Source organism: Neobacillus camarae, from assembly GCF_054950115.1.
Window position 1 is genome coordinate 1 of record NZ_JBUCKX010000007.1, and the last position, 21,710, is coordinate 21,710.

General features: G+C 43.3%; 24 protein-coding genes and 2 pseudogenes. 24 read left to right on the forward strand and 2 right to left on the reverse strand.

The features are described from left to right. The first annotated feature begins 35 nt into the window (after window positions 1-35). The 14 genes from ACY8D0_RS27760 to ACY8D0_RS27825 all read left to right on the forward strand — a co-directional run bounded on the left by ACY8D0_RS27760 (window position 36) and on the right by ACY8D0_RS27825 (window position 14,058). Window positions 36-1,016, forward strand: coding sequence for an NADPH:quinone oxidoreductase family protein (locus ACY8D0_RS27760; RefSeq protein WP_462413703.1), 981 nt, complete (start codon window positions 36-38; stop codon window positions 1,014-1,016). Window positions 1,017-1,062: 46 nt separating this feature from the next. Further along, window positions 1,063-1,848, forward strand: a complete 786-nt coding sequence (locus ACY8D0_RS27765; RefSeq protein ID WP_462413704.1) for an enoyl-CoA hydratase — start codon at window positions 1,063-1,065, stop codon at window positions 1,846-1,848. Between the two features lie 52 nt (window positions 1,849-1,900). After that, complete coding sequence (fadH, locus tag ACY8D0_RS27770) at window positions 1,901-2,674, forward strand: 2,4-dienoyl-CoA reductase (protein WP_462413705.1); 774 nt, start codon at window positions 1,901-1,903, stop codon at window positions 2,672-2,674. 81 nt (window positions 2,675-2,755) lie between these two features. Beyond that, a complete protein-coding gene (locus ACY8D0_RS27775; RefSeq protein WP_462413706.1) occupies window positions 2,756-4,312 on the forward strand; it encodes an acyl-CoA synthetase in 1,557 nt (518 codons plus the stop codon). 66 nt (window positions 4,313-4,378) lie between these two features. Beyond that, the gene (locus ACY8D0_RS27780) at window positions 4,379-5,413 is read left to right on the forward strand and encodes a phosphotransferase family protein (protein ID WP_462413707.1); all 1,035 of its coding nucleotides are present in this window, start codon (window positions 4,379-4,381) and stop codon (window positions 5,411-5,413) included. Between the two features lie 10 nt (window positions 5,414-5,423). Further along, entirely contained in the window at window positions 5,424-5,873 is a 450-nt protein-coding gene (locus tag ACY8D0_RS27785) for a hypothetical protein (RefSeq protein ID WP_462413708.1), read from the forward strand. 35 nt (window positions 5,874-5,908) lie between these two features. Further along, complete coding sequence (locus tag ACY8D0_RS27790; RefSeq protein ID WP_462413709.1) at window positions 5,909-7,120, forward strand: acyl-CoA dehydrogenase family protein; 1,212 nt, start codon at window positions 5,909-5,911, stop codon at window positions 7,118-7,120. Window positions 7,121-7,312: 192 nt separating this feature from the next. After that, window positions 7,313-8,164, forward strand: a complete 852-nt coding sequence (locus ACY8D0_RS27795; protein WP_462413710.1) for a crotonase/enoyl-CoA hydratase family protein — start codon at window positions 7,313-7,315, stop codon at window positions 8,162-8,164. Window positions 8,165-8,183: 19 nt separating this feature from the next. Next, the gene (locus ACY8D0_RS27800; RefSeq protein WP_462413711.1) at window positions 8,184-9,329 is read left to right on the forward strand and encodes an acyl-CoA dehydrogenase family protein; all 1,146 of its coding nucleotides are present in this window, start codon (window positions 8,184-8,186) and stop codon (window positions 9,327-9,329) included. 82 nt (window positions 9,330-9,411) lie between these two features. Then, a complete protein-coding gene (locus ACY8D0_RS27805; protein ID WP_462413712.1) occupies window positions 9,412-10,941 on the forward strand; it encodes a class I adenylate-forming enzyme family protein in 1,530 nt (509 codons plus the stop codon). A 144-nt stretch (window positions 10,942-11,085) separates the two neighbouring features. Then, window positions 11,086-12,237, forward strand: a complete 1,152-nt coding sequence (locus tag ACY8D0_RS27810; RefSeq protein WP_462413713.1) for a thiolase family protein — start codon at window positions 11,086-11,088, stop codon at window positions 12,235-12,237. A gap of 30 nt (window positions 12,238-12,267) precedes the next feature. Further along, complete coding sequence (locus ACY8D0_RS27815; RefSeq protein WP_462413714.1) at window positions 12,268-13,038, forward strand: 3-hydroxyacyl-CoA dehydrogenase; 771 nt, start codon at window positions 12,268-12,270, stop codon at window positions 13,036-13,038. A gap of 76 nt (window positions 13,039-13,114) precedes the next feature. Further along, a complete protein-coding gene (locus tag ACY8D0_RS27820; RefSeq protein ID WP_462413715.1) occupies window positions 13,115-13,516 on the forward strand; it encodes an acyl-CoA thioesterase in 402 nt (133 codons plus the stop codon). Window positions 13,517-13,815: 299 nt separating this feature from the next. Next, window positions 13,816-14,058 (forward strand): hypothetical protein, encoded by a 243-nt coding sequence (locus ACY8D0_RS27825; RefSeq protein ID WP_462413716.1) that lies wholly within the window; start codon window positions 13,816-13,818, stop codon window positions 14,056-14,058. A gap of 297 nt (window positions 14,059-14,355) precedes the next feature. On the opposite strand, the gene ACY8D0_RS27830 is transcribed toward ACY8D0_RS27825, so the two are convergent. Then, window positions 14,356-14,553, reverse strand: coding sequence for a YwbE family protein (locus tag ACY8D0_RS27830; RefSeq protein WP_462413717.1), 198 nt, complete (start codon window positions 14,551-14,553; stop codon window positions 14,356-14,358). Further along, window positions 14,553-14,744 (reverse strand): hypothetical protein, encoded by a 192-nt coding sequence (locus ACY8D0_RS27835; protein WP_462413718.1) that lies wholly within the window; start codon window positions 14,742-14,744, stop codon window positions 14,553-14,555. Before ACY8D0_RS27835 ends, ACY8D0_RS27830 begins: the two co-directional genes overlap by 1 nt. A 382-nt stretch (window positions 14,745-15,126) precedes the next feature. Here ACY8D0_RS27835 and ACY8D0_RS27840 point away from each other — a divergent pair. From ACY8D0_RS27840 to ACY8D0_RS27885, 10 genes and pseudogenes are all read left to right on the forward strand, one after another. After that, window positions 15,127-15,284: pseudogene (locus ACY8D0_RS27840) on the forward strand (cold-shock protein). Between the two features lie 347 nt (window positions 15,285-15,631). Then, window positions 15,632-16,078, forward strand: coding sequence for a DUF3231 family protein (locus ACY8D0_RS27845; RefSeq protein ID WP_462413719.1), 447 nt, complete (start codon window positions 15,632-15,634; stop codon window positions 16,076-16,078). A 43-nt stretch (window positions 16,079-16,121) separates the two neighbouring features. Beyond that, complete coding sequence (locus tag ACY8D0_RS27850) at window positions 16,122-16,682, forward strand: DUF3231 family protein (protein ID WP_462413720.1); 561 nt, start codon at window positions 16,122-16,124, stop codon at window positions 16,680-16,682. A gap of 722 nt (window positions 16,683-17,404) precedes the next feature. Next, window positions 17,405-18,181: a DUF3231 family protein gene (locus ACY8D0_RS27855; RefSeq protein WP_462413721.1), complete on the forward strand. Its 777-nt coding sequence runs from the start codon at window positions 17,405-17,407 to the stop codon at window positions 18,179-18,181. Between the two features lie 994 nt (window positions 18,182-19,175). Further along, complete coding sequence (locus ACY8D0_RS27860; RefSeq protein ID WP_462413741.1) at window positions 19,176-19,355, forward strand: Mu transposase domain-containing protein; 180 nt, start codon at window positions 19,176-19,178, stop codon at window positions 19,353-19,355. A gap of 487 nt (window positions 19,356-19,842) precedes the next feature. Further along, complete coding sequence (locus ACY8D0_RS27865; protein WP_462413722.1) at window positions 19,843-20,043, forward strand: hypothetical protein; 201 nt, start codon at window positions 19,843-19,845, stop codon at window positions 20,041-20,043. 120 nt (window positions 20,044-20,163) lie between these two features. Further along, entirely contained in the window at window positions 20,164-20,331 is a 168-nt protein-coding gene (locus tag ACY8D0_RS27870) for a hypothetical protein (protein ID WP_462413723.1), read from the forward strand. Window positions 20,332-20,588: 257 nt separating this feature from the next. Continuing rightward, a complete protein-coding gene (locus tag ACY8D0_RS27875) occupies window positions 20,589-20,711 on the forward strand; it encodes a hypothetical protein (RefSeq protein ID WP_462413742.1) in 123 nt (40 codons plus the stop codon). Further along, entirely contained in the window at window positions 20,689-20,784 is a 96-nt protein-coding gene (locus ACY8D0_RS27880) for a hypothetical protein (protein WP_462413724.1), read from the forward strand. The genes ACY8D0_RS27875 and ACY8D0_RS27880 overlap by 23 nt, the downstream gene beginning before the upstream one ends. A gap of 275 nt (window positions 20,785-21,059) precedes the next feature. After that, window positions 21,060-21,539, forward strand: a pseudogene (locus ACY8D0_RS27885) (CarD family transcriptional regulator). The last annotated feature ends 171 nt before the right edge of the window (window positions 21,540-21,710 follow it).

The window sequence follows — 21,710 nt, forward strand, 5'->3', positions numbered from 1 at the left end:
GAAAACGCTAACATAAACATGTTGGGAGGGTCCATATGAAAAGCTGGAAGGTCACTGAACTTGGCGAACCCCGTGATGTTTTAAAAATCATGCACGTGGAATTGCCCGAGAAACAAAAATCCGAGGTGCTAATAGAGGTCAAAGCAACGGCACTCAATTTTTTTGACATTCTTCTCTGTCAAGGGAAATACCAAGAAAAGCCGCCCCTGCCCTTTACCATTGGTTCGGAAATAGCAGGAGTCGTCGTAAAAGCCGATCAGGGCAGCCGTTTTCAAGAAGGGCAGCGGGTTTTAGCATTGCCCAAGATGCCCAATGGCGGGCTGGCAGAATACATAACAGTACCCGAAAACCAGGTCTATCCCATTCCAGAATCAATGGGGTGGAATGAAGCTGCCGCCATGTTTATCACCTATCATACTTCCTATTATGCTTTATTCCATCGCGCCTATTTGCAGAAAGGCGAAGTGCTGCTCGTTCACGCCGGTGCTGGTGGAGTGGGTTCCACGGCCATTCAGCTTGGAAAAGCGGTGGGCGCCTATGTGATTGCCACAGCCGGTGGACCGGAAAAAACTCAAATTTGTCAGGATCTTGGAGCCGATGTGGTGATTGATTATTTGCAGGAAGATTTTGTGGAGATTGTCAAAAGGGAAACAGGTGGAAAAGGGGCGGACGTGATCTATGACCCGGTAGGCGGGCTTGTTTTTGATCGTTCCCGTAAGTGTATTGCCTTTGATGGCAGACTCCTGGTTATCGGCTTCGCTGGAGGGGATATCCCGATGATTCCAGCCAACCATGTCCTCATTAAAAATTACTCCGTCGTCGGCGTTCATTGGGGCCTTTTCAATCGCTTAACGCCTGAGAAAGTCATCCAAGAACATGAGGAATTGATGAACCTCTACAATGAAGGAAAAATAAAACCATTAATCTATAAAGAATTCGATTTTGAGGACGTGCCCACAGCCTTGGAATTATTGGCCACAAGAAAAACATGGGGAAAACTGATTATCAAACATTAATATAGAGAAATTAAAAGTTATCCAATAATTAAAGGAGGATCTTGCCATGACAGAATTAGTCCATCTTGAAAAGAGTGAAGGGGTGGCGATTGTCACCATTGATAACCCGCCCATGAACGTGTTAAGCAGGCAGGTCGTACAGGAACTTGGCGAAGTTTTTGCTAGCATCGCGGAAGATGATGAAGTCATTGTCGCCGTATTGACAGGGGCGGGCAACCGGGCGTTTATGGCTGGTGCCGATATTAAGGAATTCCCGCAATCGTTGGGCCTGGAAAAAGAAGAGTTGGAGAGAAATAATCTAAAGACGCATGAAGTCTTAAACTTTATTGCCGATCTTCCCAAACCCACCATTGCCATGTTAAATGGACTGGCCTTTGGCGGAGGCTGCGAACTGGCGTTAACCTGTGATATCCGAATTGCCGAAGAGCATGTGAAGGTAGGGCTGCCTGAGGTCAAATTGGGGCTATTCCCAGGAGGCGGCGGAACACAGCGATTACCTAGATTAATAGGACCATCGAAAGCTAAAGAATTAATGTTTTTAGGCGACCCGTTATCGGCAGGAGATGCTTGTAAAATCGGGATGGTCAATCAGGTGGTCGAGAGCGGAAAAGGAATGGAGATGGCGCTTTCCATGGCGAAAAAAATGGCCGGTTATTCTTTGCAGGCCTTAAGCCGAATCAAGGAATCCGTGCACAAAGGAATCGATACCTCCATTGCTGAAGGGTTGGAAAAAGAAGCTGAGCTTTTTGCCGAAGTGTTTGGCACAGAAGATGTAAGAGAAGGGGTCCAAGCCTTTATAGAAAAACGCCCGCCGTCCTTTAAGCATCGCTAATCCTCCGAAAAAAGTAGATGACTATTTAGATAAGAACGGGAGGAATCGGTGAGTGAACGGGAAAACAGTTATCATTACCGGCGGTGGCAGCGGGATTGGCAAGTCGATGGCCCAAAAGTTTGCAAGCTTTGGGGCCAATGTCATGATCACCGGCAGGAATGCCGATCGGCTAAGGCAGGCCAAAAGTGAAATCGAAACCTTTGACGGACAGGTTTTAGATTTTCAAATGGATGTGCGCCTACCGGAAAACGTACAATCGATGGTGGAAGCAGCAAAAGAAAGGTTTGGAAAAATAGATGCACTGGTCAATAATGCTGCGGGGAACTTCATTTGTGCCGCGGAAGATCTTTCGCTTAATGGCTGGAACGCTGTCATCAATATTGATTTGAACGGGACCTGGTATTGTACGCAAGCAGTTGGGAAAGAATGGATTGCCAATAAGCAAAGGGGCAGTATCCTGAATATTGTCGCCACGTTTGCATGGGGAGCAGCGCCGGGGAATGTTCATGCGGCCAGTGCGAAAGCCGGCATTTTAGCCATGACAAGGACCCTTGCCGTGGAATGGGGAAGGAAATATGGAATTCGAGCCAATTGCATTGCGCCAGGAACCATCGAAAATACAGAGGGCGTTGCCAGATTAATAGAATCAGGAGATGGCTACCAGAAGGCCATCAATCAAGTCCCGCTCCAACGTTTCGGCAGGGCTGAAGAGATTGCCAATCTTGCCCACTTTTTGTTGTCCCCCGAGGCAGAGTATATCAATGGGGAATGTGTCACGATGGATGGAGCCTTATGGTTAAATCACTCCGGTCTAAAAGAAGTATAAAATTTGATAACAATTCAACTAAAATGAAAAGCCTTCTAATGTAGGTTTAAATTCATTTTTACTATAAGGGAGTGGTGAACATTGACAACATCTAGTTTACAAATGTCGCGTCAGTTATTAGTAGGTGAATTAATTAGAAGAGTAGCCCATCGAACACCCCATCAAGAAGCCTTTATTTACGGTGATGATAGAGTGACCTATCTGGAGCTGGAAAAAAGGACTTTGCAGCTGGCCGTCTGGCTGCAGCAAAAAGGCCTGCAGCTTGGGGATAAGGTAGGGATTATTTTTAAAAATAATCTGGCTTTTGTTGAGGTGATGTTTGCCACCGCGGCAGCTGGATGTGTCAGTGTTCCCATCAACTTTCGATTGGCCAAGGAGGAATTTGTTTATATCCTAAATCACTCTGATACAAAAGTATTGTTTATCGAAGAAGAGTACCAGGATTTGATTCAATCTATCAGGCAGCAATTGCCGAATGTCGAACAGATTGTCGTCGTCGGGCAAGTGAAAGCTCCGGAAATGATTCCTTATGAACAAATCTATCAAACAACCACCCCCTATCAAACGGTTGACGGCCATGTGGAAGATGATGACGCCTGCATGATTTGCTATACCTCCGGGACCACCGGAAAGCCAAAGGGTGCCGTGTTGACCCATAAAAATTTACTGTTAAGCGCACTGAACAGCGTTATCGATTCCAAAATTGAGCACGGCTCCAAGCAATTATTGAACACCCCCTTATTTCATATCGCCGGTGTCAGCAATCTGTTGATTAGCTGTTTGGTTGGAGGCCTGACGGTGATTCAACGGGAATTTCATCCAGTGGCGATCCTTGAGACTATCCATAAAGAAAAAATTAATGGACTGTTTATGGTCCCAGCGATGTGGAATTTGGTGGTGCATGTTCCCACGATTGAAGACTATGATTTGACGTCGGTGATCAGGTGTTCAACGGGTGCGGCCATTTGTCCATTGGAAGTGAAGAACAAAATGATGAAGTATTTTCCGAATGGCGGAATCTTTGATGCGTTTGGCCAGACGGAGATGAGCCCTACCACCACTTGTCTTTTGCCGCAGGATTCGATTCGCAAAACCAATTCGGTGGGAAAACCTGCGATGAATGTGGAATTGCGGATTGTCGATGAACAGATGAACGATGTGACAGTCGGGGAAATTGGCGAAATCATTTACCGTGGGCCGACCGTGATGAAGGAATATTATAAAAACCCTGAGGCCACGGAAGAAGCTTTCCGGGGCGGCTGGTTCCACAGCGGGGACTTGGTTCGCCAGGATGATGAAGGCTTTATTTACGTGGTGGATCGGAGTAAAGACATGATCATCAGCGGAGGGGAAAACATTTATCCTGCCGAAATCGAGGCAGCACTTCACCGGCATGAAGCCATTTTTGAGACCGCGGTGGTTGGTGTTCCGGACCCGCAGTGGGGTGAAAGCGTCAAGGCATTCGTTGTCTTGAAACCGGGAAAAAGTCTAACGGAACAAGAGGTCATTCAGCATTGCCAAAATCACTTAGCTTCCTATAAAAAACCGAAATATGTGGAGTTTCTAAGTGAGCTGCCAAGAAATACATCCGGAAAAATCCTGAAACGGGTGCTAAGGGAGCACGAAGTCTTGAAATAAGGAACAAAGTTGCCCAACCCGGCCGGCCCTCTTATCGGGTTGGGCAAAGGGAAAGGAGAGGGTCTGTTGACAGAATCTATTCAAAAGGCGCTGGAAGACTATTTTGAAACGAAACTGACAGGGTCAAAAAGTGTGGAAATTCAGGACTTTTTCCAGCCCTCTTCCGGTTGGTCCGATGAGTCGTTTATTTTTACTGTCCACTGGGAATCGCCTATAGGCAAACAGCAAAAAGGCTTTGCGATTCGGAAAAAAACCAAAGGCGGGTTGACGCTGGATTTCAGGAGTTTTTATCAACAGTTCCAGTTTTTGGATCTTCTCAGCAAACATAGTGACCTGCCTGTTCCGGGCGTCTACTGGTATGAAGAGGACGAATCGGTTCTTGGCGGACCGTTTTATGTCATGGATCAGCTGCCGGGGAAGAGTTATGTTCCTTGGTCCAAAGAGGGGCAGCATTTTTTCAAAAGTGCTCATGAGGATGGGCAAGTTCCGGTTCAATTTGTCCAGTACTTGGCGAAGTTGCATCTTCTTGATTATCGTGCAGCCGGCTTTACCAAAGCCTTTGTCGAGCCAAAAGGCGAGTACGGATTTATCGATGATAAATTGAAAGATTTAGAGGATATGTACTACCGGTACCAAGTCAGTCCGGACCCGGTGATGGTCGATGCCCTTGGATGGCTAAAGGCCAACAAACCGGCTGCCCAAAGGTATTCCCTCATACATAACGATTACCGTACCGGTAACCTATTATACGATCAGTACGACATTACGGGGATCCTGGATTGGGAGGCTGCGGAGATCGGGGATCCGCTGGCAGATGTGGCCTATGTTTGTGCCAAATCGAACCGGATGGATTCTCCCCTCATGTGCTACCTATTGGACCGGAGCATGTTTTTGGAAACGTACAGCGAATTGACTGGGCTAAAAATGGATGAAAAAGTTCTGCATTATTATGAGGTATTCCATCAAGTCCGCTTTGTGCTGATTTCCCAATCGGCCGGAACATCATTCGCCAAAGGGGAAACAACAGATTTGCGGATGGCCCGGCAAGGCTACCGCTGGCCGTTGATGCGGGGGATGGTTGCCGAATTACTGGGGTATTAGGAGGTTAGCGATGTTCGATAAATCCTTTATGCTGAAAACCGCCAATGAAGTTATCAAGGATGTGATTATTCCTCATCTAGCCAATGACATGGCAAAGGAACAGGCTATTGCCCTTCTATCCGTTTTAAAAAACATCGATACCCATACCGTTGAAAATCAACAGCCAAAAGAACAGTTAAACCAGTTAATCACTCAAACTATTCACGAATTGCTACAGAAGATTCGAATGGCTCATTTCACCTTCCACTGGGTGGAAGAGCTCGAAACTGCCTTGGAAGAAACGGCGTCGATTGTGGATGTGACGGTGAAATGGAAGCAATTGAATGAAATTCAATGCCAGCTGCTTCGCTTTTTATATAAGGAAAGTACAGTGAATCCCGAGATGGAAGAACAGTGCATTTTCCCCTTAAGAAAGATGCTAAGAGAGCAGCTAAAATTTGAAATGGCACTGGTTCGGTAAAAATTTTTCTGTCAGGAGAATGGGGGGAATCCATTTTGAATGAGGTCGAGCAGAGATTTGGCATAGGGGAACAGGTAAAGGAGCTTCGGGACCACGTACGATGGTTTATTGATGAACAGGTCATTCCCGTCGAGACTCTCATTGAAAAAGGCGGGGAAGATGGCATACGGGTTCTAAAGGAATTGCAGGCCCTTGCAAAGGAAGAGGGGATATGGGCGTTAGGTCTGCCAACAGAGATTGGCGGCGGCGGTCTAAGATTTATGGACTACGTCTATATCAATGAAGTGATTGGCCGTTCTGAAGCGGCCATGTTGGCACTGGGCACCCATACGGCCCAGGACGGGACGATGTTACATCTGTTTGGAACAGAGGAGCAAAAGCAAAAATGGCTGTACCCGATGGTGAATGGGGAAATCAACCCATCCGTAGGATTAACGGAGCCTGATGTGGCCGGGTCCGATCCCACCTTAATTCAATCAACCGCCTTCTTGGACGGGGACGAATGGGTGATCAACGCCCATAAGTGGTTTACGACCGGAGCAAACCGTGCGGCCTTTACGACTGTTTTTTGCGTGACAGAACCTGATGAACCTAACCGCCATAAACGGGCTTCGATGATTATTGTTCCGACCGATGCACGTGGTTACGAGATTGTCAGAGTCGTTCCCACCATGGGCCATACCTCTGGAAGTCACTGCGAAATTCGCTTGACGAATGTAAGAGTGCCGAAGGAGAACCTGTTGGGGGAGCGGGGCAACGGTTTCGTCATTGCCCAAAAAAGATTGGGACCTGGTAGAATCTATCATTGCATGAGATGGCTCGGCCAAGCCCAAAGAGCATTTGATTTAATGTGTAACCGGTCATTGACGCGCTTTGCTCATGGCTCGCTTTTATCGGAAAAACAAATGATACAAAAATTCATTGCCGATTCGGCCACTGAAATACAAGCGGCCCGGCTGATGACCCTGGAAGCGGCGCGGAAAATTGACCAGGGAGAAGAGGCCCGTATCGATATTGCCATGATTAAGGTGTTCGGGGCAAAGGTCCTCCACGATGTTATTGACCGGGCCATTCAGGTTCACGGCGCTTTAGGAGTCACCTCCGATACACCGCTTGAAAAAATGTACCGGGAAGCGCGTTATGCCAGAATCTACGACGGACCGGATGAAGTCCATACCAGCGCCATCGCTCGCCGGATACTGCGAAAGTACCAGCAAGAAGAAAGCTGGGACCCCGCCCATTTTTAAAATAGGCTCTTTACTATAAGGATGTTGCTTTTTCTTCTACAAGAAAAAGTAAAAACATATCGCCTATTTATAAACGACCGAACGCCGAAAAAAACACCAGCCCAGTCGTTAATAGCCCATATATTCAGGTGTTAGGGGTTTATAGAAAAAACAAAGTAAACGAAAACAGCCTTAAAATAGGAGGTGACAAGGATGCAAACTATCGAGTTTGAAACATTAAAAACGTCGGTAAGAAACAAAGTGATGACCATCACCTTATGCAGGGAAAATTTAAATGCGTTTAATGAGCAAATGTTAAATGAACTGCTCCAAGTGCTGGATGAAGCGGATCACAATGATGAAGTAAGAGCCATCATTATCACCGGTGACGGCAAGGCATTCTGTGCCGGTGCAGACTTGGGAAGCGGCACCAGCACCTTTGAAGATAAAGAAACGGATGTCGAGGAATATCGGGATGGCGGCGGGATTTTAAGTCTACGAATCTATGAGCTGAAAAAGCCCATCATTGCCGCCATTAATGGACCTGCCGTTGGTATCGGGGCCACCATGACCCTGCCAATGGATATCCGGATTGCCTCTTCGAACGCCAAGATGGGATTTGTGTTCAGCAGGCGCGGCATTACGCCTGAAGCCTGCAGCGGCTGGTTTTTGCCTAGAGTCGTGGGAATCAGCAAAGCCACCGAATTGGTTTTTACCGGTAAGGTCATCCAGGCCGAGGAGGCCCTGAAGATCGGTCTGGTCAGTCAGGTTGTGCCGCCGGAAGAACTGCTCCCAGCAGCGGAGGCCATCGCGAAGGAAATTGCGGAGAATACGTCCGCCATATCTGTTGCCTTGTCCCGGCAGCTTATGTGGAAAATGCTGGGCGCCGACCATCCTTATGAATCTCACAAAATTGAATCGAAAATGATTCAATGGACCGGTCAGCAGGATGATGTCCGCGAGGGGATCACGTCCTTTTTTGAAAAAAGAAAACCCAACTTCCCAATGAAAGTCAGCACCGATATGCCCAATTTTTATCCATGGTGGAAACCGAAAGGCGAGTAAGAAAAAAGGGGGATTTTTCATGACGAAACCATATTTATCAGAAGAACATGAAATTTTTAGACGGTCATTCAGAAAGTTCTTGGAAAAGGAAGCCTATCCATTTTTTGAAGAATGGGAAGAGGCCAAGCAAGTGCCAAAATCGTTTTGGAAAAAAGCCGGCGAGCAAGGATTTCTTTGCCCGTGGGTCGATGAAAAATATGGCGGGTCAAACGCTGACTTTGGCTATTCGGTGGTGATTACCGAAGAGTTGGATAAGGTGGGCGCCGGAGCAGGCGGCATCGGCCTTCATAATGATATTGTCATGCCCTATATCGGCGAATTTGCTTCTGAGGAGCAAAAACAGCGGTGGCTCCCAAAAGCGGTCAGCGGCGAAATGATCTCCGCCATCGCCATGACCGAGCCGGGGACAGGTTCCGACTTGGCGGCCGTCCAAACGACGGCTGTGAAAAGTGGTGACAACTATATCATCAATGGAGAAAAAACGTTTATCACCAATGGCTATTCAGCCAACTTTGTCATTGTCGTTTGTGTAACGGATCCGAATGCCACGCCAAGGCACAAAGGAATCAGCCTGATTGTTGTAGAGGAGGGGACTCCTGGCTTCAAGAAGGGGAAGAAGCTTCGCAAAATGGGCCAGCATTCCAATGACACATCCGAGTTGATTTTCGAAGATGCGGTTGTCCCACGGGAAAATTTAATTGGCGAAGAAGGCAAAGGGTTTTATTACCTGATGCAAAAGCTGCAGCAGGAGCGTTTGATGCTGGCGATCGGAAGCATTACCGGCTGTAAGCATATGCTCGATATTACCGTTGATTATGTCAAGCAGCGGACGGCCTTTGGGAAGCCAATCAGCAAGTTCCAGAATACCCAATTTAAGATTGCCGAAATGGCCACAAAAATCAAGATTGGCGAAACCTTTGTTGACAAGCTGATTGCCGACCATATGGAGAAGAAAAATGTCGTCAATGAAGTGTCGATGGCTAAGTGGTGGCTCACCGACCTGGCCAAAAATGTCGCCACGGAATGCATGCAGCTGCATGGCGGCTACGGCTATATGGAAGAATACGAGATTGCCAGAAGGTACCGGGATGTGGCCGTCGGGTCGATTTATGCCGGAACCAATGAAATCATGAAAACCATCATTGCGAAAAACATGGGGTTATAGGGTGATGCGGCCGGGTGTGGTTATTTAACGGCCACGCCTGATGATTCCAATTTCCATTAAGAGGGTAAGGGAGGTTTTATGCGTGAATCTTTTTGAAGCTCTGGAACGAAATGCCAAATATAGTCCGGATAAGCAGGCGATTATCTTTGGTAAAAAGGTGTATACCTATAAACAATATAATGAACAAGTGAACAGAATAGCGAACGCGCTCGTCAGTTATGGTGTGAAACGAGGAGATAAAGTCGCCTTGATGATGAAGAACTCCGATGTATTCTGCTTTGTTTATTATGCCATTTTAAAAGCCGGCGGGGTGGCCGTTCCTGTCAATTTCCGCTTAACGGCAAAAGAAGCCAGCTATATTTTGGACGAATCCGATTCGATGATGGTTTTTGCCGATGAGGATTTGGCCGAGGTCATTCAAAAGGCGGCAGAAGGAAATGACAAAATCGGGCTTCAGGTGATTGCAGGTTCATCAAAAAAGGACCACCAAATGCTTTTATCCGAGTTTCAAAGTTCCTCTGTGGCAGACCCGCTAGTCGATGTACTGGAATCGGATGATGCCGAGATTTTGTATACCTCCGGAACAACCGGGCTGCCAAAGGGAGTGGTCCTCGATCATCACCGCGTCCTCCATGTAGCTCTTGGAATCATCATTTCGTTTAAAATGGGGACGGAAGATCAGTTGCTTCATATTGCCCCGTTATTCCATTGCGCCCAGTTGAACTTGTTCCTGGTTCCCGGGACGATGCTTGGCTGTACACAGATTGTCCGCCAGGAATTCAATCCGCTCCAAACCTTGCAGGATATTAATCAATACAAAATCAGCTTATTCTTTGGCGTTCCGACGATGTATAACTTCCTGCTGCAGGTTCCGAATCGAGAGCAGTATGATTTATCCAGTGTCAAACGGTGCGGATATGGTGCGGCGCCTATGCCTACAGCCCTTTTGAGGCAAGCGATGGAGCTGTTCCAGACCGACCAGTTCTTTAATATGTGCGGCCAAACCGAAGGCGGCCCTGGTGGAGTCTATCTCCTGCCTGAAGACCACAAAACTAAATTCGGTGCTTCCGGCAGAGCCAATTATGGAACGGATGCCAGAGTGGTCGATGACCATGGGGATGATGTGAAACCTGGTGAGGTCGGGGAGTTTATCATTCGATCTGAGTCCGTCATGAAAGGATACTATAAGAAGCCGGAAGAAACCGCAAAGGTCCTGAAAAATGGCTGGCTTTATAGCGGCGACCTCGCCAAAATCGATGAGGATGGATTTATCACCTTGGTAGACCGGAAAAAAGACATGATTATCTCCGGCGGGGAAAATGTCTATTCCACCGAAGTAGAACATGTGCTATACAAGCATCCGGATATTTTGGAAGCGGCAGTCATTGGTGTTCCTCATGAAGTCTGGGGCGAAACCGTCGCGGCCGTCATCGTACCGAAACCGGGCAGACAGATCGACGAAGAAGAACTGAAGCAATATTGCCGCCAGGAACTCGCCGGATATAAAATTCCGAGGATTTACTATCAAATCGACCAACTTCCACGAAACGCCTCAGGGAAAATTTTAAAATACCAGCTAAGAGAAAACTTTACAAGCACATCCGTAAAATAGTCCTAATCTGTCCACCCCATATGGACAATTCTTAGGTACACGATGGGCCTAAGAGAACATAATCAGGAGATTCTACAGTACTACTTAAACTATTAAAAGAATAATAATGTCTAGTCCCATTTTACTATTTTAGGAGGTTTTTAGATGAGAGAAGTTGTTATTGTTGAGGCAGTCCGTACCCCTGTAGGAAAACGAAAGGGTGTGCTCGGTTCAGCACGCCCGGATGAATTGGCGGCAAAAGTTTTGAAAGAATTGGTCAATCGTGCAGGAATCTCAGCTGATTTGGTAGAAGATGTCATTTTAGGTTGTGTCATCCAAGTGGAAGAACAAGGGTTAAACATTGCCCGCAATGCCGCTCTTATGGCTGGTTTTCCGGTTCACGTTCCCGGAACGACCATCGACCGCCAGTGCGGGTCCAGCCAGCAGGCGATTCATTTTGCCGCACAGGCCATCCTGAGCGGAGATATGGATGTGATCATTGCCGGCGGCGTGGAAAGCATGACGAGAATCCCAATGGGAGCATCCCGCCGGGAATCGACGTTTAGCGAAGAATTAACGTCCAAATATGAAATGATCCATCAGGGCTTGTCCGCCGAGCGGATTGCTGAAAAATGGGGATATTCCCGAAGCCAACTGGACGAATTTTCGCTTGAGAGCCATCTTAAAGCCCTAAAGGCACAGGAAGAAGGCCGCTTCGACCGTGAGATTATGCCGCTTGAGGTTAAGCTCGAGGATGGGGCGACCATCACGGTGACGCAGGATGAAGGGCCAAGAAAGGGGACCTCGTTGGAAAAACTGGCTTCCCTTAAGCCGGCCTTCACTCAGGATGGGAAAATTCACGCCGGAAATTCCAGCCAAATGAGCGATGGCGCGGCAGCCCTTCTTTTAATGTCGCGCGAAAAGGCGGAGGAACTGGGACTTAAGCCGCGATGCCGGATTGTGGCCCGTTCGGTTGTCGGTTCCGACCCGACCTTAATGTTAACGGGTCCATCCATTGCGACAAAAAAAGTCCTGGAAAAATCGGGTCTTACGATTGAAGACATGGATACTTACGAGGTAAATGAGGCCTTTGCTCCAGTGCCATTGCTATGGCTGGATGAACTAAAGGCTGACCCTGAAAAGCTGAATCCAAATGGCGGGGCGATTGCCTTGGGCCATCCACTTGGCGCATCCGGTGCCCGTTTGATGATTACGATGCTCCATGAACTCGAAAGAAGCGGCGGCCGTTATGGACTGCAGGCCATTTGTGAAGGCGGCGGCATGGCCAATGCCACGATTATTGAAAGAATCAGCTAAAAAATCCATTTTATAAAGGAGGCTAATGATATGAAACTGAATGGCAGTATAGCAGTGGTAACAGGAGGGGCTTCCGGTCTGGGTGAAGCCACAGTCGAAACGATTGTTGAAAATGGCGGATGTGCCGCCATCTTTGATTTGCAAGAGGAAAGAGGGGCAGCATTAGTTGAAAGATTAGGTTCCGACCGGGTGCTGTTTGTTAAAACAAATGTGACGAGTGAAGACGATGTAGTGAATGCCTTAAATCAAACGATAGAAAAATTCGGTGCGATAAATGTTCTAGTGAACTGTGCGGGAATTGGGGCCGCTGAAAAGACCGTTGGCAAGGAGAAGCCTCATGATCTTGGGACTTTCTCAAGAGTCATTCAAATCAATCTAATCGGCACTTTTAACGTGATTCGCCTGACTGCGGAAAAAATGACGCAAAACACTCCAAATGAAGAAGGCGAGCGGGGCGTCATTATCAACACCGCTTCTGTTGCCGCATTTGATGGTCAAATGGGCCAGGCCGCATACAGCGCATCCAAAGGCGGAATTGTCGGCATGACGCTGCCGATTGCCCGCGACCTTTCACGGCATGGAATCCGGGTGCTGACCATCGCTCCAGGACTTATGGACACCCCATTATTTGCCGGTGCACCGGAAAAGGTCAAGCAGGCACTCGGGGCCATGGTTCCCTTCCCGCCGCGCTTGGGGCGTTCATCTGAATATGCCCACTTGGCAAAAAGCATCATTGAAAATCCCATGTTAAACGGCGAAACCATCCGCCTTGACGGCGCGATCCGGATGCAGCCTAAATAAAATGCAGGATCACCTCCAGAGCCAGAAGCTGGAGGTTTCTTTACCAAAAAAATGACTGAAAAGGCAGGAGAAGCAAATGCAGACTATTACACAAATTATCGTCGCTCCAGAAGACATCGACCAGCTCGGTCATGTTAATTACCTGAAATATATTCTTTTTTTAGAAAAAGGGATCGGTGATTGGCACAAACAGGCAGGGGTAAGTTTTCGTGAGTTGCGGGAAAGAAATCTCGCCACCGTCGTGAGAAAATTTGATATCTCGTATCTGAAGGAGGCACGATTAGGGGAAATTCTTCAGATTAGGACAACTTTGAAACATGTAGGAAACAAAAGTTTTTCAATCAAACAAGAAATTTATAATCAGGAAGATGTCCTTATCACCGAAGCAGCCAAAACCTTTGTGATGTTTAATATGGCTACCAGAAAAGGGGTTCCGGTCATCGACGAAATTGCCCGCCATTTTAAATGTACCCAGTAAAAATAATTAGGGGTTGCCATTAAAAAACGATTGTTCTCTTGAAGATGCGAAAAAGTGGCCTATGGTAATAGGACATAGGATTTTCAATTAAAGCTGGCCTTAGCCAGCTTTTTCCATTGAAAATGTTAAACTTTCTGTTTGAATTCTCTGTTTCTTGTTTTGTTCGTTATAACGAAAAAATACGGATTGTTTCTCTATTAAGCCTAAACTATGTAGTAGTACCTAACACTTTAGGGTGACAATCAATAAAACTCATGATAAAATGTTCTTAAATGAGAACGAAAGAAGGTACTAATTGAGTGTCTAATGATAAGTTGAAATTTAACGTAAAAGAAGAATTGTTACAGGTCCCAACAAATGTTAGATTTTTAGAGAGTGATGGAAATATTGACGTATACGGCCGATTTTTTCAAGGCTATCTAGATGTAAAAGGAAAATTTTTTTATCAGGAAAGAATTTGTACTCTTCCAAGAAGGGCTAAATTAACGATAAATGCATTAACTAAGAATTTAGTGAATTATGTTACATGGTATAAACCTTGAAAACTGCTTTCTTTATATTAATGAACCCAAATACCATTTGACTATTTCCATAATGGAAGAATGTATGCGATTTTATAAAGTGCAGAAATTATTACTAAATTGCGAAAAATATTAGATAAGGCAGAAGATGAAGATGATGAATATGATGAAGAATATGATGAAGATGAAGAGAATGAAGAAGAAAAAGAAAAAGTTCTTCTTTAAATGATAATGGTACCTGCAGGTAGGACACTTGAAAAAAAGAGTGTTCGCCTGCAGGTATTTTTGTACTGTTCTTTGAATATTTTTTTGGCTTTTTTATTTAGAGTGTATTACCTGTACGCGCCCGATTTGTCCATCTGTTAGCCTGACTTTGATACCGTGGGGATGGGTGCCCGATTTGGTGAGTAGATCTTTAACGATGCCTCTGGTGAGCTTTCCCGTTTTTTGATCCGATTTTAAAACAATTTCAACTTCCAAACCAGGGAAAATGTCCTTCCGATTTTGTCCGTTCATTAGACACCCATTTTTCTGCGGGTATTGCTTGGTTTTTTCGTTTGCTGGCTTTTCATTTTTTTAGCTGAAAGGTCGGCATTCACTTTTCCCTTACCAGAGTTCTGGTTCTTTTTGTTTTCAAGCTGCTGCTTCATAGCCTCTTGCAGGCTGATTTTCTTATTTGGTGTTTGTGATTGATGATTCTCTGTCATAAAAAATTTCTCCTTTTTGAATATGATAGTGAATCCAGTATAATCGATTTTTGCTTATTTGTGAAAGAAGCATGAAAATAATATGGGCAGAAATACGTGAAATCATTTCAAAAGCTATTTTCTTATTTCATTTACATGGCAGGTTTCTTATTTTTTCGTTGAAACACGAACCCAAAAGTGAAGGAATGTACTTTAAAAGTGACGGGGAATATCGTTTTTAAAAAAGGCCACATACCGTGCTTTCAAAATAATGCTATTTTAAAGAAATTTATTTTGTTCAGTGACAAAGAGAACGTATAAGTAATAACTTTTCGTCTTGATGATCACTAAGAGCAAGGATATGGTAATACATTGTGTGCTAAGCACACTAGGAGCAACATTCATGGAAAATGGAAAAGTAAAATGGTTTAACGAAAAAAGGCTTCAGGTTCATCGAACGTGAAGGTGGAGAAGGCATTATTCGTTCATTTCTCAACGATTCAAGGCGAAGGTTACAAATCTCTTGAAGAAGGTCAATCTGCTTTGACTTTTCGATGTTGAACAAGGACAACGCGGTATAAACAGCTAACGTTCGTAAAAGCAATATAATCTAAACCTGGACAGACTCTTTTTAAGTCTGTTTTTTATTTTTCTAAAAAAAAAGAACCCCACTCAAAAAGGAGTAGGGCACATGAAAACAGTAAATCAAATGGTAAACCAAGTGTAGCATATAAATGGTGGGTTTCCTAATTTCTTTGCCATTTTTTCTAAGAGGAAAATTCTGGCTGGTACATAGAAACAATCCATTTTTTTTGCCAATATAAGTTAAAGGGTCACCTTTGTTGGGATTAAATCATTTTCCAATGGAAATTATAAACCTATATAATGCGGGAATAAGGAGATTAGTTATGACTGCCGATAAAGATTTAAACCCAATGAATGTGTTGAAGCCATTAAATATTAATCCCCCTATATTAGATGAATCCCAACCTTTTTCGACTTTTGAAATAGGTAAACTTTGGGCTACCTATATGGGAAACAGCATGTCCATTCAAATCTTATGTTATTTCCTTCATCATTGTGAGGATCAAGAAATCAAGAGTCTATTGGAAAATGCTTTAGCCTTATCAGGGGATTTCACTCAGAGGATAGAAGGTTTTTTTAAAAAAGAAAGTTTTCCTATCCCAATTGGATTTACAAAAGATGATGTTAATCTTGGTGCTCCCCGCTTATATGAAGATGAATTTTACGTTCACTATTTAAAATATGCTGCTAAGGCGGGATTGAGTCTTTATGCAGTAGCGGTTCCATTGGTCATGAGGGGAGGATATCAGGGAGTTTTTTATTTATTGTAATCAATGTACTACTATTCTTTTAGGGCAAATAAATAATATCTTAATGGATAAAAAATTCATTGCAGCGCCTCCTACGATTCCCACACCAGATGGAATTGATAAAATTGATCAACAAAGTTACTTAAGTGGTTTTATGGGTGATGTACGGCCATTACAGGCGTTAGAAATCATCCATCTTTGGGATAACATTGAGAATAACGTAACAAGTTTGGGATTATTATTGGGTTTTCATCAGATTGTTCAAGATAAAAAGATAAAGGCTTTGTTTAAACGGGGTTTAGACATGACGGATAAGGCTGTAAAGCAGTATCAGGAAAAACTGCACCTTGAACATATTCAATCACCAACGTACCTGGACCATTTGGTGACGACATCTACCTATCCACCTTTTTCCGATAAAATCATGTTGTTCCATAAAGTGGACATGTTCGCCATGAAAATAAGGTCATTCGGAAACTCACTGGCCGTAACGGCAAGAAGAGATATTAGTTTTTTGTATGCTAGAACCCTTATAAACATTGGTTTATTTGTTGACGACGGCATGAATATCTTAATTGATAAAGGGTGGATGGAATCACCGCCTAAAGTGAGTGACAAGCCTTAAATTCCAATTGGAGAAGCTTGAACATCTTCTCATTAAAAGCTATGTTTTTTGACACTGTTAGGGTAATAGGGGCACTGGCGGAGAAGGAACTGAAGGTCACTTCAATTATTATTTTTTTGGTGTTCTAACATTTCCAGATGCATAAATGAAATCAGCAACTGGGCTGCATAAAAATAAGCGAGTACAAATCATGTACTCGCCCTTTTTAAATCTATGTGGAAATGAAGATATTTATGGAATACTTTTGCTTAAGCCAAGGTTGGTATTCTTATTGATGTAGATGTTAACTTGGTGTTTATCTTTTCAATTAAGAAATGGATTTTAACCAACAAAGTAATCAGGGCTGATAGTAAGCTTTTAAATGAAGTATTCATAATACATCCCTCCACATAAAATTTTAGGTGTAATAAATACCACCACGTTTATTTTCACCTGCAAAAACAAATTAATGCGTTTCTCCTTTTATGATAGCAGCTCGATCCTCCATTTGTGGCGGTTCTTCAAGCCATCCATGTTTAATCCTAATTTTAATCCCTTCTTGTCCATAAACATAAACATCTTGGCTAGTAATGCTGCTAGCTGGTGATTTTTATCTTATTTTTTCACAAGCTATTACTGATTACCTACCTTTAAAAGTTAAAAAAATGGAAAATAAACTTGAATAGATACAGTCTTCAAAAGCTAAAAATATTAAATACAAATCGAAGGCAGGAATCACAACTGTGGAAGACCAAACAAAAATTCGATTAACCGCAGCGGAAATGTCTACTTTGTGGGCTCAGTTTATAAATGACACAGTTTCTGTATGTATGAACAGCCACTTTCTCGAAAAAGTGGAGGATGCAGAGGTTCTTCCTATTATTGAATTGGTTTTGAAATGTTCCGAGAGACGAATCTCTATTTTAAAAACTCTTTTCATGAATGAAAAATTTCCTATCCCCATTGGATTCACCGAAGAGGATGTGATTCCAAAAGCACCAAGGCTTTTTTCAGATACTTTCGTTTTAATGTATTTAAGAGAAATGTCCATCCTAGCCATGGCAGCAAGTGGAGCATCGTTAGGGATTGTAACACGAGAAGATGTGGTCGATTTTCATAAAGTTGTTTTACAAGATGCAATACAGTTGCAAGACCAAACACGAAGACTAATGTTAAAACAAGGAACATATATCAGGCCTCCTTTTATATCGACCCCTGATGAGGTTGATTTCGTGGAAAAACAACAGTTTCTCGCTGGCTTTTTCGGGAAGAAAAGATCCTTAACAGCAGTGGAAGTTACCCATTTATTTTTGAATGTTCAAACCAACGCTATTGGAAAGGCATTGATAACTGGATTTGCTCAAATTGCGGAAAAGGACGATGTAAAGCAGTATTTATTAAGGGGAAAAGAATTAGCCCAAAAACATATGGACATTTTTAGCCACTTTTTAACCAAAGAGGACTTGCCTGCTCCAATGAGTTGGGATTCTGGAATTTCTGATTTGTTTATGGCATTCTAAATATGTAGGGTATGGCACTTAATTTATGCAGGCCCCCCGAAGTGCCATAAATTAAAACCTTACACTTCCTGTTGGGACAAGTCGTGCAGGAGGTATTAAGGAAGATGTTGGCAGTGGCCGAAATCAAGTATATCAGACAACAGGTTAATAATAAAGGCTGCAGGTATTCAAATGTAGCTAAAAGATAGGATTAGATCCCAGAACAGTTAAAGTATGCGGATAAGGAAGACTTTAACGAACAGCCGAAGGAGAAACAAACAAGAACATCAAAAAGGTTTAGGGCCAGTGAAGCCAATAATTGACGATTGGCTTAAGGAGGATTAAAGAAGAAAAAGAAGTTTCGTAGAACAGCTAAGAAGATATGGGATTTTGTTACAGATCAGTGGTTACAAGGTTCTGATAGAACTCTGTTCGTGATTATGTTTCTAGGAGAAGAAGGTGGTAAACGAGGCGGATCAAGCAGCGCACCACTTGAGTCCCATTCCTGGAACAGCTGAATTGGATTTTGGTGAGGCCCCATTTATTTATGGAGGGGATGAAATTGTTCTTCCGTTTCTTGTGATGTCATTTCCAAATAGCAATGGCTTTTATTTTCAAGTCTTTCCTTCACAGAATAAAGAGTGTTTCCTAGAAGGTTTAAGAGAGTATTTCATTATATGGGAGGAGTGCCAAAGCGATTCGCTTTGATAATCTCACACCTGCCGTTAAAAAAATATTGCGCCAAATGAGGCAGCAATTAACAAGTTGAAACTTCGTTTTACATTACAGCTTTGAATGTGAATTCTGTAACCCCGCATGAAATGAAAAAGGACATGTGGAGGCAATGGTCAGAATATGTTGGAATAACTTTCTTCACAGGGCTCCATGTGATTAATTAGATGAGTTAAATAAGGAATTATGGGGAAAGGCCGAGAAAGATCGTCCAAAGGAAACATTATCAGGATCCGAGTAATTTCTGAATTGTTTTGAGGAGGATAAGGCCGCCTTCTTACTAATACCGGCAAAGGAATACGAATGTGTAAGATATGAGACCCTAAAAGCTGATAAATACGGTTATGTGAGGGTGGACCTCAATCTATATTCGACTTCGCCGAGATACGCTAAAAGAGGTTCTCGTAAGATTTCATACAACTCGATTGAAGTTACAGATAGAGGAGAATCTTCTAGTAGTTAAGCATTCAAGGCTTTATGGTCAATATCGAAAATCAATGAAGTGGCAGCCTTATTTGAAGCTAATGGCCAAACGCCCTACGGCACTTAAATACACCAGTTTCTTTGATCCAAGCTGCCGGAAGAATGGAAAAACTATTTTCAATCCTGTACTGTGGCAGAAAAGTCAGAAGCATTGAAACTATTATGCTTAATTTTTGAAAGAGCATGATTTCAGTCTTATAACAAAAGCGCTTGTCACCACTGAACACGGGCATCCCTCCGTGGATGCCATAAAACAAGTATTCTATCAGCTTATCAATGGCCGTGGAATCGGAAGAAATAAAACCGAAAATGACGCTTCCTTCCCTGCCTGAAATGCTTGAGGGCTCAATCGTTGATCGGCTTCATAAAGGGGCGATGCATAATACGAGGCGAAATTCAGAACCGCAAAGAGGTTAAAAGCTTGGCTGGATTAAGAGCATTTCCATGAAGCTAAGCTGCGACCGAAGATGACCCCATTAAAGATTTTGACGGAGCTCCAGCAACGTGAAGAAGACATGGGACCAATCTACTATCCAACCAGGCTACACTTTAAAGTACAGGGCAAGCCTTTTGACTGGAATGAGGTACAAATTCCGGCAGGAATGACTAAGGACAGTCTAGTAAACGAGGTTATTGAACGACAAGGAGAATGCATTTTTACGGCGTGATCCGTTGCCCGGCAAGAAAAAAAAAACTGCCAGCAACAACATTGTGATTGGCTTAAATACCATACAAAGGTTGGCACCAAGTCGATAATTCTACCGTTGCGGAGCTGGTAAATCGGCTTCTTGAAGCAAATGAAAAAGGAACACTTATTAAATTGTTTAACCGTCGAGAAGCTGGACTGCCTGATCCTTGATGAGCTGGGCTACATACCGCTGCATAAACAGGTGGAGAATTTTGTTCCAGGTTATTTTCGATGTGTTACGAAGCAAGAAACGACAGTATGCGACTAATCAGTTTGGTCAGTAGGTCACATCTTTTGGTGATCATTTTGACGGAGGCAGTCACTCGATTGTTTCGTTCATCATTCTCGTGATGTTCAATGGTGATAGTCATCGCTATAAAGAATCTTTACTAAAAGCTTAAAATGAATGTTGGCAAAGTGGATACATTTTTAATTGCCGTTTAATGCATTTTTTACTTGCCAAATACATCTGATTGCACGACAAGAATTTTTTCAGACAAAATTATGATGTTTCAAATCTCTGCGATGGTTGCGGCGGGGATGAGGAAATTACGAATGGCTATGGCAGCAAGTCCTAGAAGAGATTTAAGCAAAAAGATATGCCACATTAATCCCGGAAATTGCTTTGTATGCGGAAGACGGAGCTAATATCATGATTAAACATGGATGGTTAGAGGAACCTCCTCAAGCTGATGATCGGGAGGAATTAATGAATAAATGATTCTTAGCTCCTAGTGAGATTATGGAGAATTGCATTCCCTAGGTTCGGTGGGGGAGAGGAAAAGAGCGATTTTCTTTCTCCCTTTTGAATTTTCCGGTTTCTTTGTAACTGTTGGTAGTTGTTTAAAAACCTGGGATTTTTAAAGCCGAGAGGTTCAGTAATAGCTCTCGCGAAAAAAATATTGACTCTAACTTTAAGTGGGTGATATAATAATAAATTTTTAATTTGATTTTTTTGTGTTATAATTAAGATGTTTTTAATTTGGAGGTGGTTAGTTGTTTCACATTGGTGATTACATTGTTTATCCCATGCAGGGAGTAGGAGTTATTGAAGCAATCGAGCTAAAGGAAATTCAAGGAAGCAACAGCAGTATTGTATAATAAATATGAGAATCAATAAAATGCAAGTTATGATTCCTATTGCGCTTTAATGTAGACAAATTAAGAATCCGCTTAGCTACCGATTTAAATAATCTTGAAAACGTTATGGACATTTTTTATCATGGCGTAACAGACACCACTCTTTCGATGAAAGAAAGATACAAGATTAATACGGAAAAACTTAAAACAGGTAATTTTCAAGAAGGCGCTGAAGTTGTTCGGGATCTAATGCGATTAAACAAAAGTAAATCACTCAATACAAGCGAAAAGCAGATGCTAGAGAGCGCACGAAAAATTTTTATTAGTGAACTTGGTGTCATTAGAGGTATTACTGAAAATCAAGCACTAGACTTAATAAACAAAAAGATTGGATAAGTTCTTCCTTTCCAATTTTAACTTTCAAGGATTTATTGTTAAAAACTATCAATCGTCATAAAGTTACATTACCTAACATCTAAAATTTAGGAATTTACTACACTGCTCCCGTTTCTAATTCTTAAAATTTTATATATAGCCTATTTTGAACAGGGCGCGGTCAATAAAACT

Coding starts and splice junctions, on each gene's coding strand:
- ACY8D0_RS27760 (WP_462413703.1), top strand. CDS start 36: ATGAAAAGCTGGAAGGTCACTGAACTTGGCGAACCCCGTGATGTTTTA.
- ACY8D0_RS27765 (WP_462413704.1), top strand. CDS start 1,063: ATGACAGAATTAGTCCATCTTGAAAAGAGTGAAGGGGTGGCGATTGTC.
- ACY8D0_RS27785 (WP_462413708.1), top strand. CDS start 5,424: ATGTTCGATAAATCCTTTATGCTGAAAACCGCCAATGAAGTTATCAAG.
- ACY8D0_RS27795 (WP_462413710.1), top strand. CDS start 7,313: ATGCAAACTATCGAGTTTGAAACATTAAAAACGTCGGTAAGAAACAAA.
- ACY8D0_RS27800 (WP_462413711.1), top strand. CDS start 8,184: ATGACGAAACCATATTTATCAGAAGAACATGAAATTTTTAGACGGTCA.
- ACY8D0_RS27810 (WP_462413713.1), top strand. CDS start 11,086: ATGAGAGAAGTTGTTATTGTTGAGGCAGTCCGTACCCCTGTAGGAAAA.
- ACY8D0_RS27815 (WP_462413714.1), top strand. CDS start 12,268: ATGAAACTGAATGGCAGTATAGCAGTGGTAACAGGAGGGGCTTCCGGT.
- ACY8D0_RS27820 (WP_462413715.1), top strand. CDS start 13,115: ATGCAGACTATTACACAAATTATCGTCGCTCCAGAAGACATCGACCAG.
- ACY8D0_RS27830 (WP_462413717.1), bottom strand. CDS start 14,553: ATGAACGGACAAAATCGGAAGGACATTTTCCCTGGTTTGGAAGTTGAA.
- ACY8D0_RS27835 (WP_462413718.1), bottom strand. CDS start 14,744: ATGACAGAGAATCATCAATCACAAACACCAAATAAGAAAATCAGCCTG.
- ACY8D0_RS27845 (WP_462413719.1), top strand. CDS start 15,632: ATGACTGCCGATAAAGATTTAAACCCAATGAATGTGTTGAAGCCATTA.
- ACY8D0_RS27850 (WP_462413720.1), top strand. CDS start 16,122: ATGGATAAAAAATTCATTGCAGCGCCTCCTACGATTCCCACACCAGAT.
- ACY8D0_RS27865 (WP_462413722.1), top strand. CDS start 19,843: ATGACCCCATTAAAGATTTTGACGGAGCTCCAGCAACGTGAAGAAGAC.
- ACY8D0_RS27875 (WP_462413742.1), top strand. CDS start 20,589: ATGGTTGCGGCGGGGATGAGGAAATTACGAATGGCTATGGCAGCAAGT.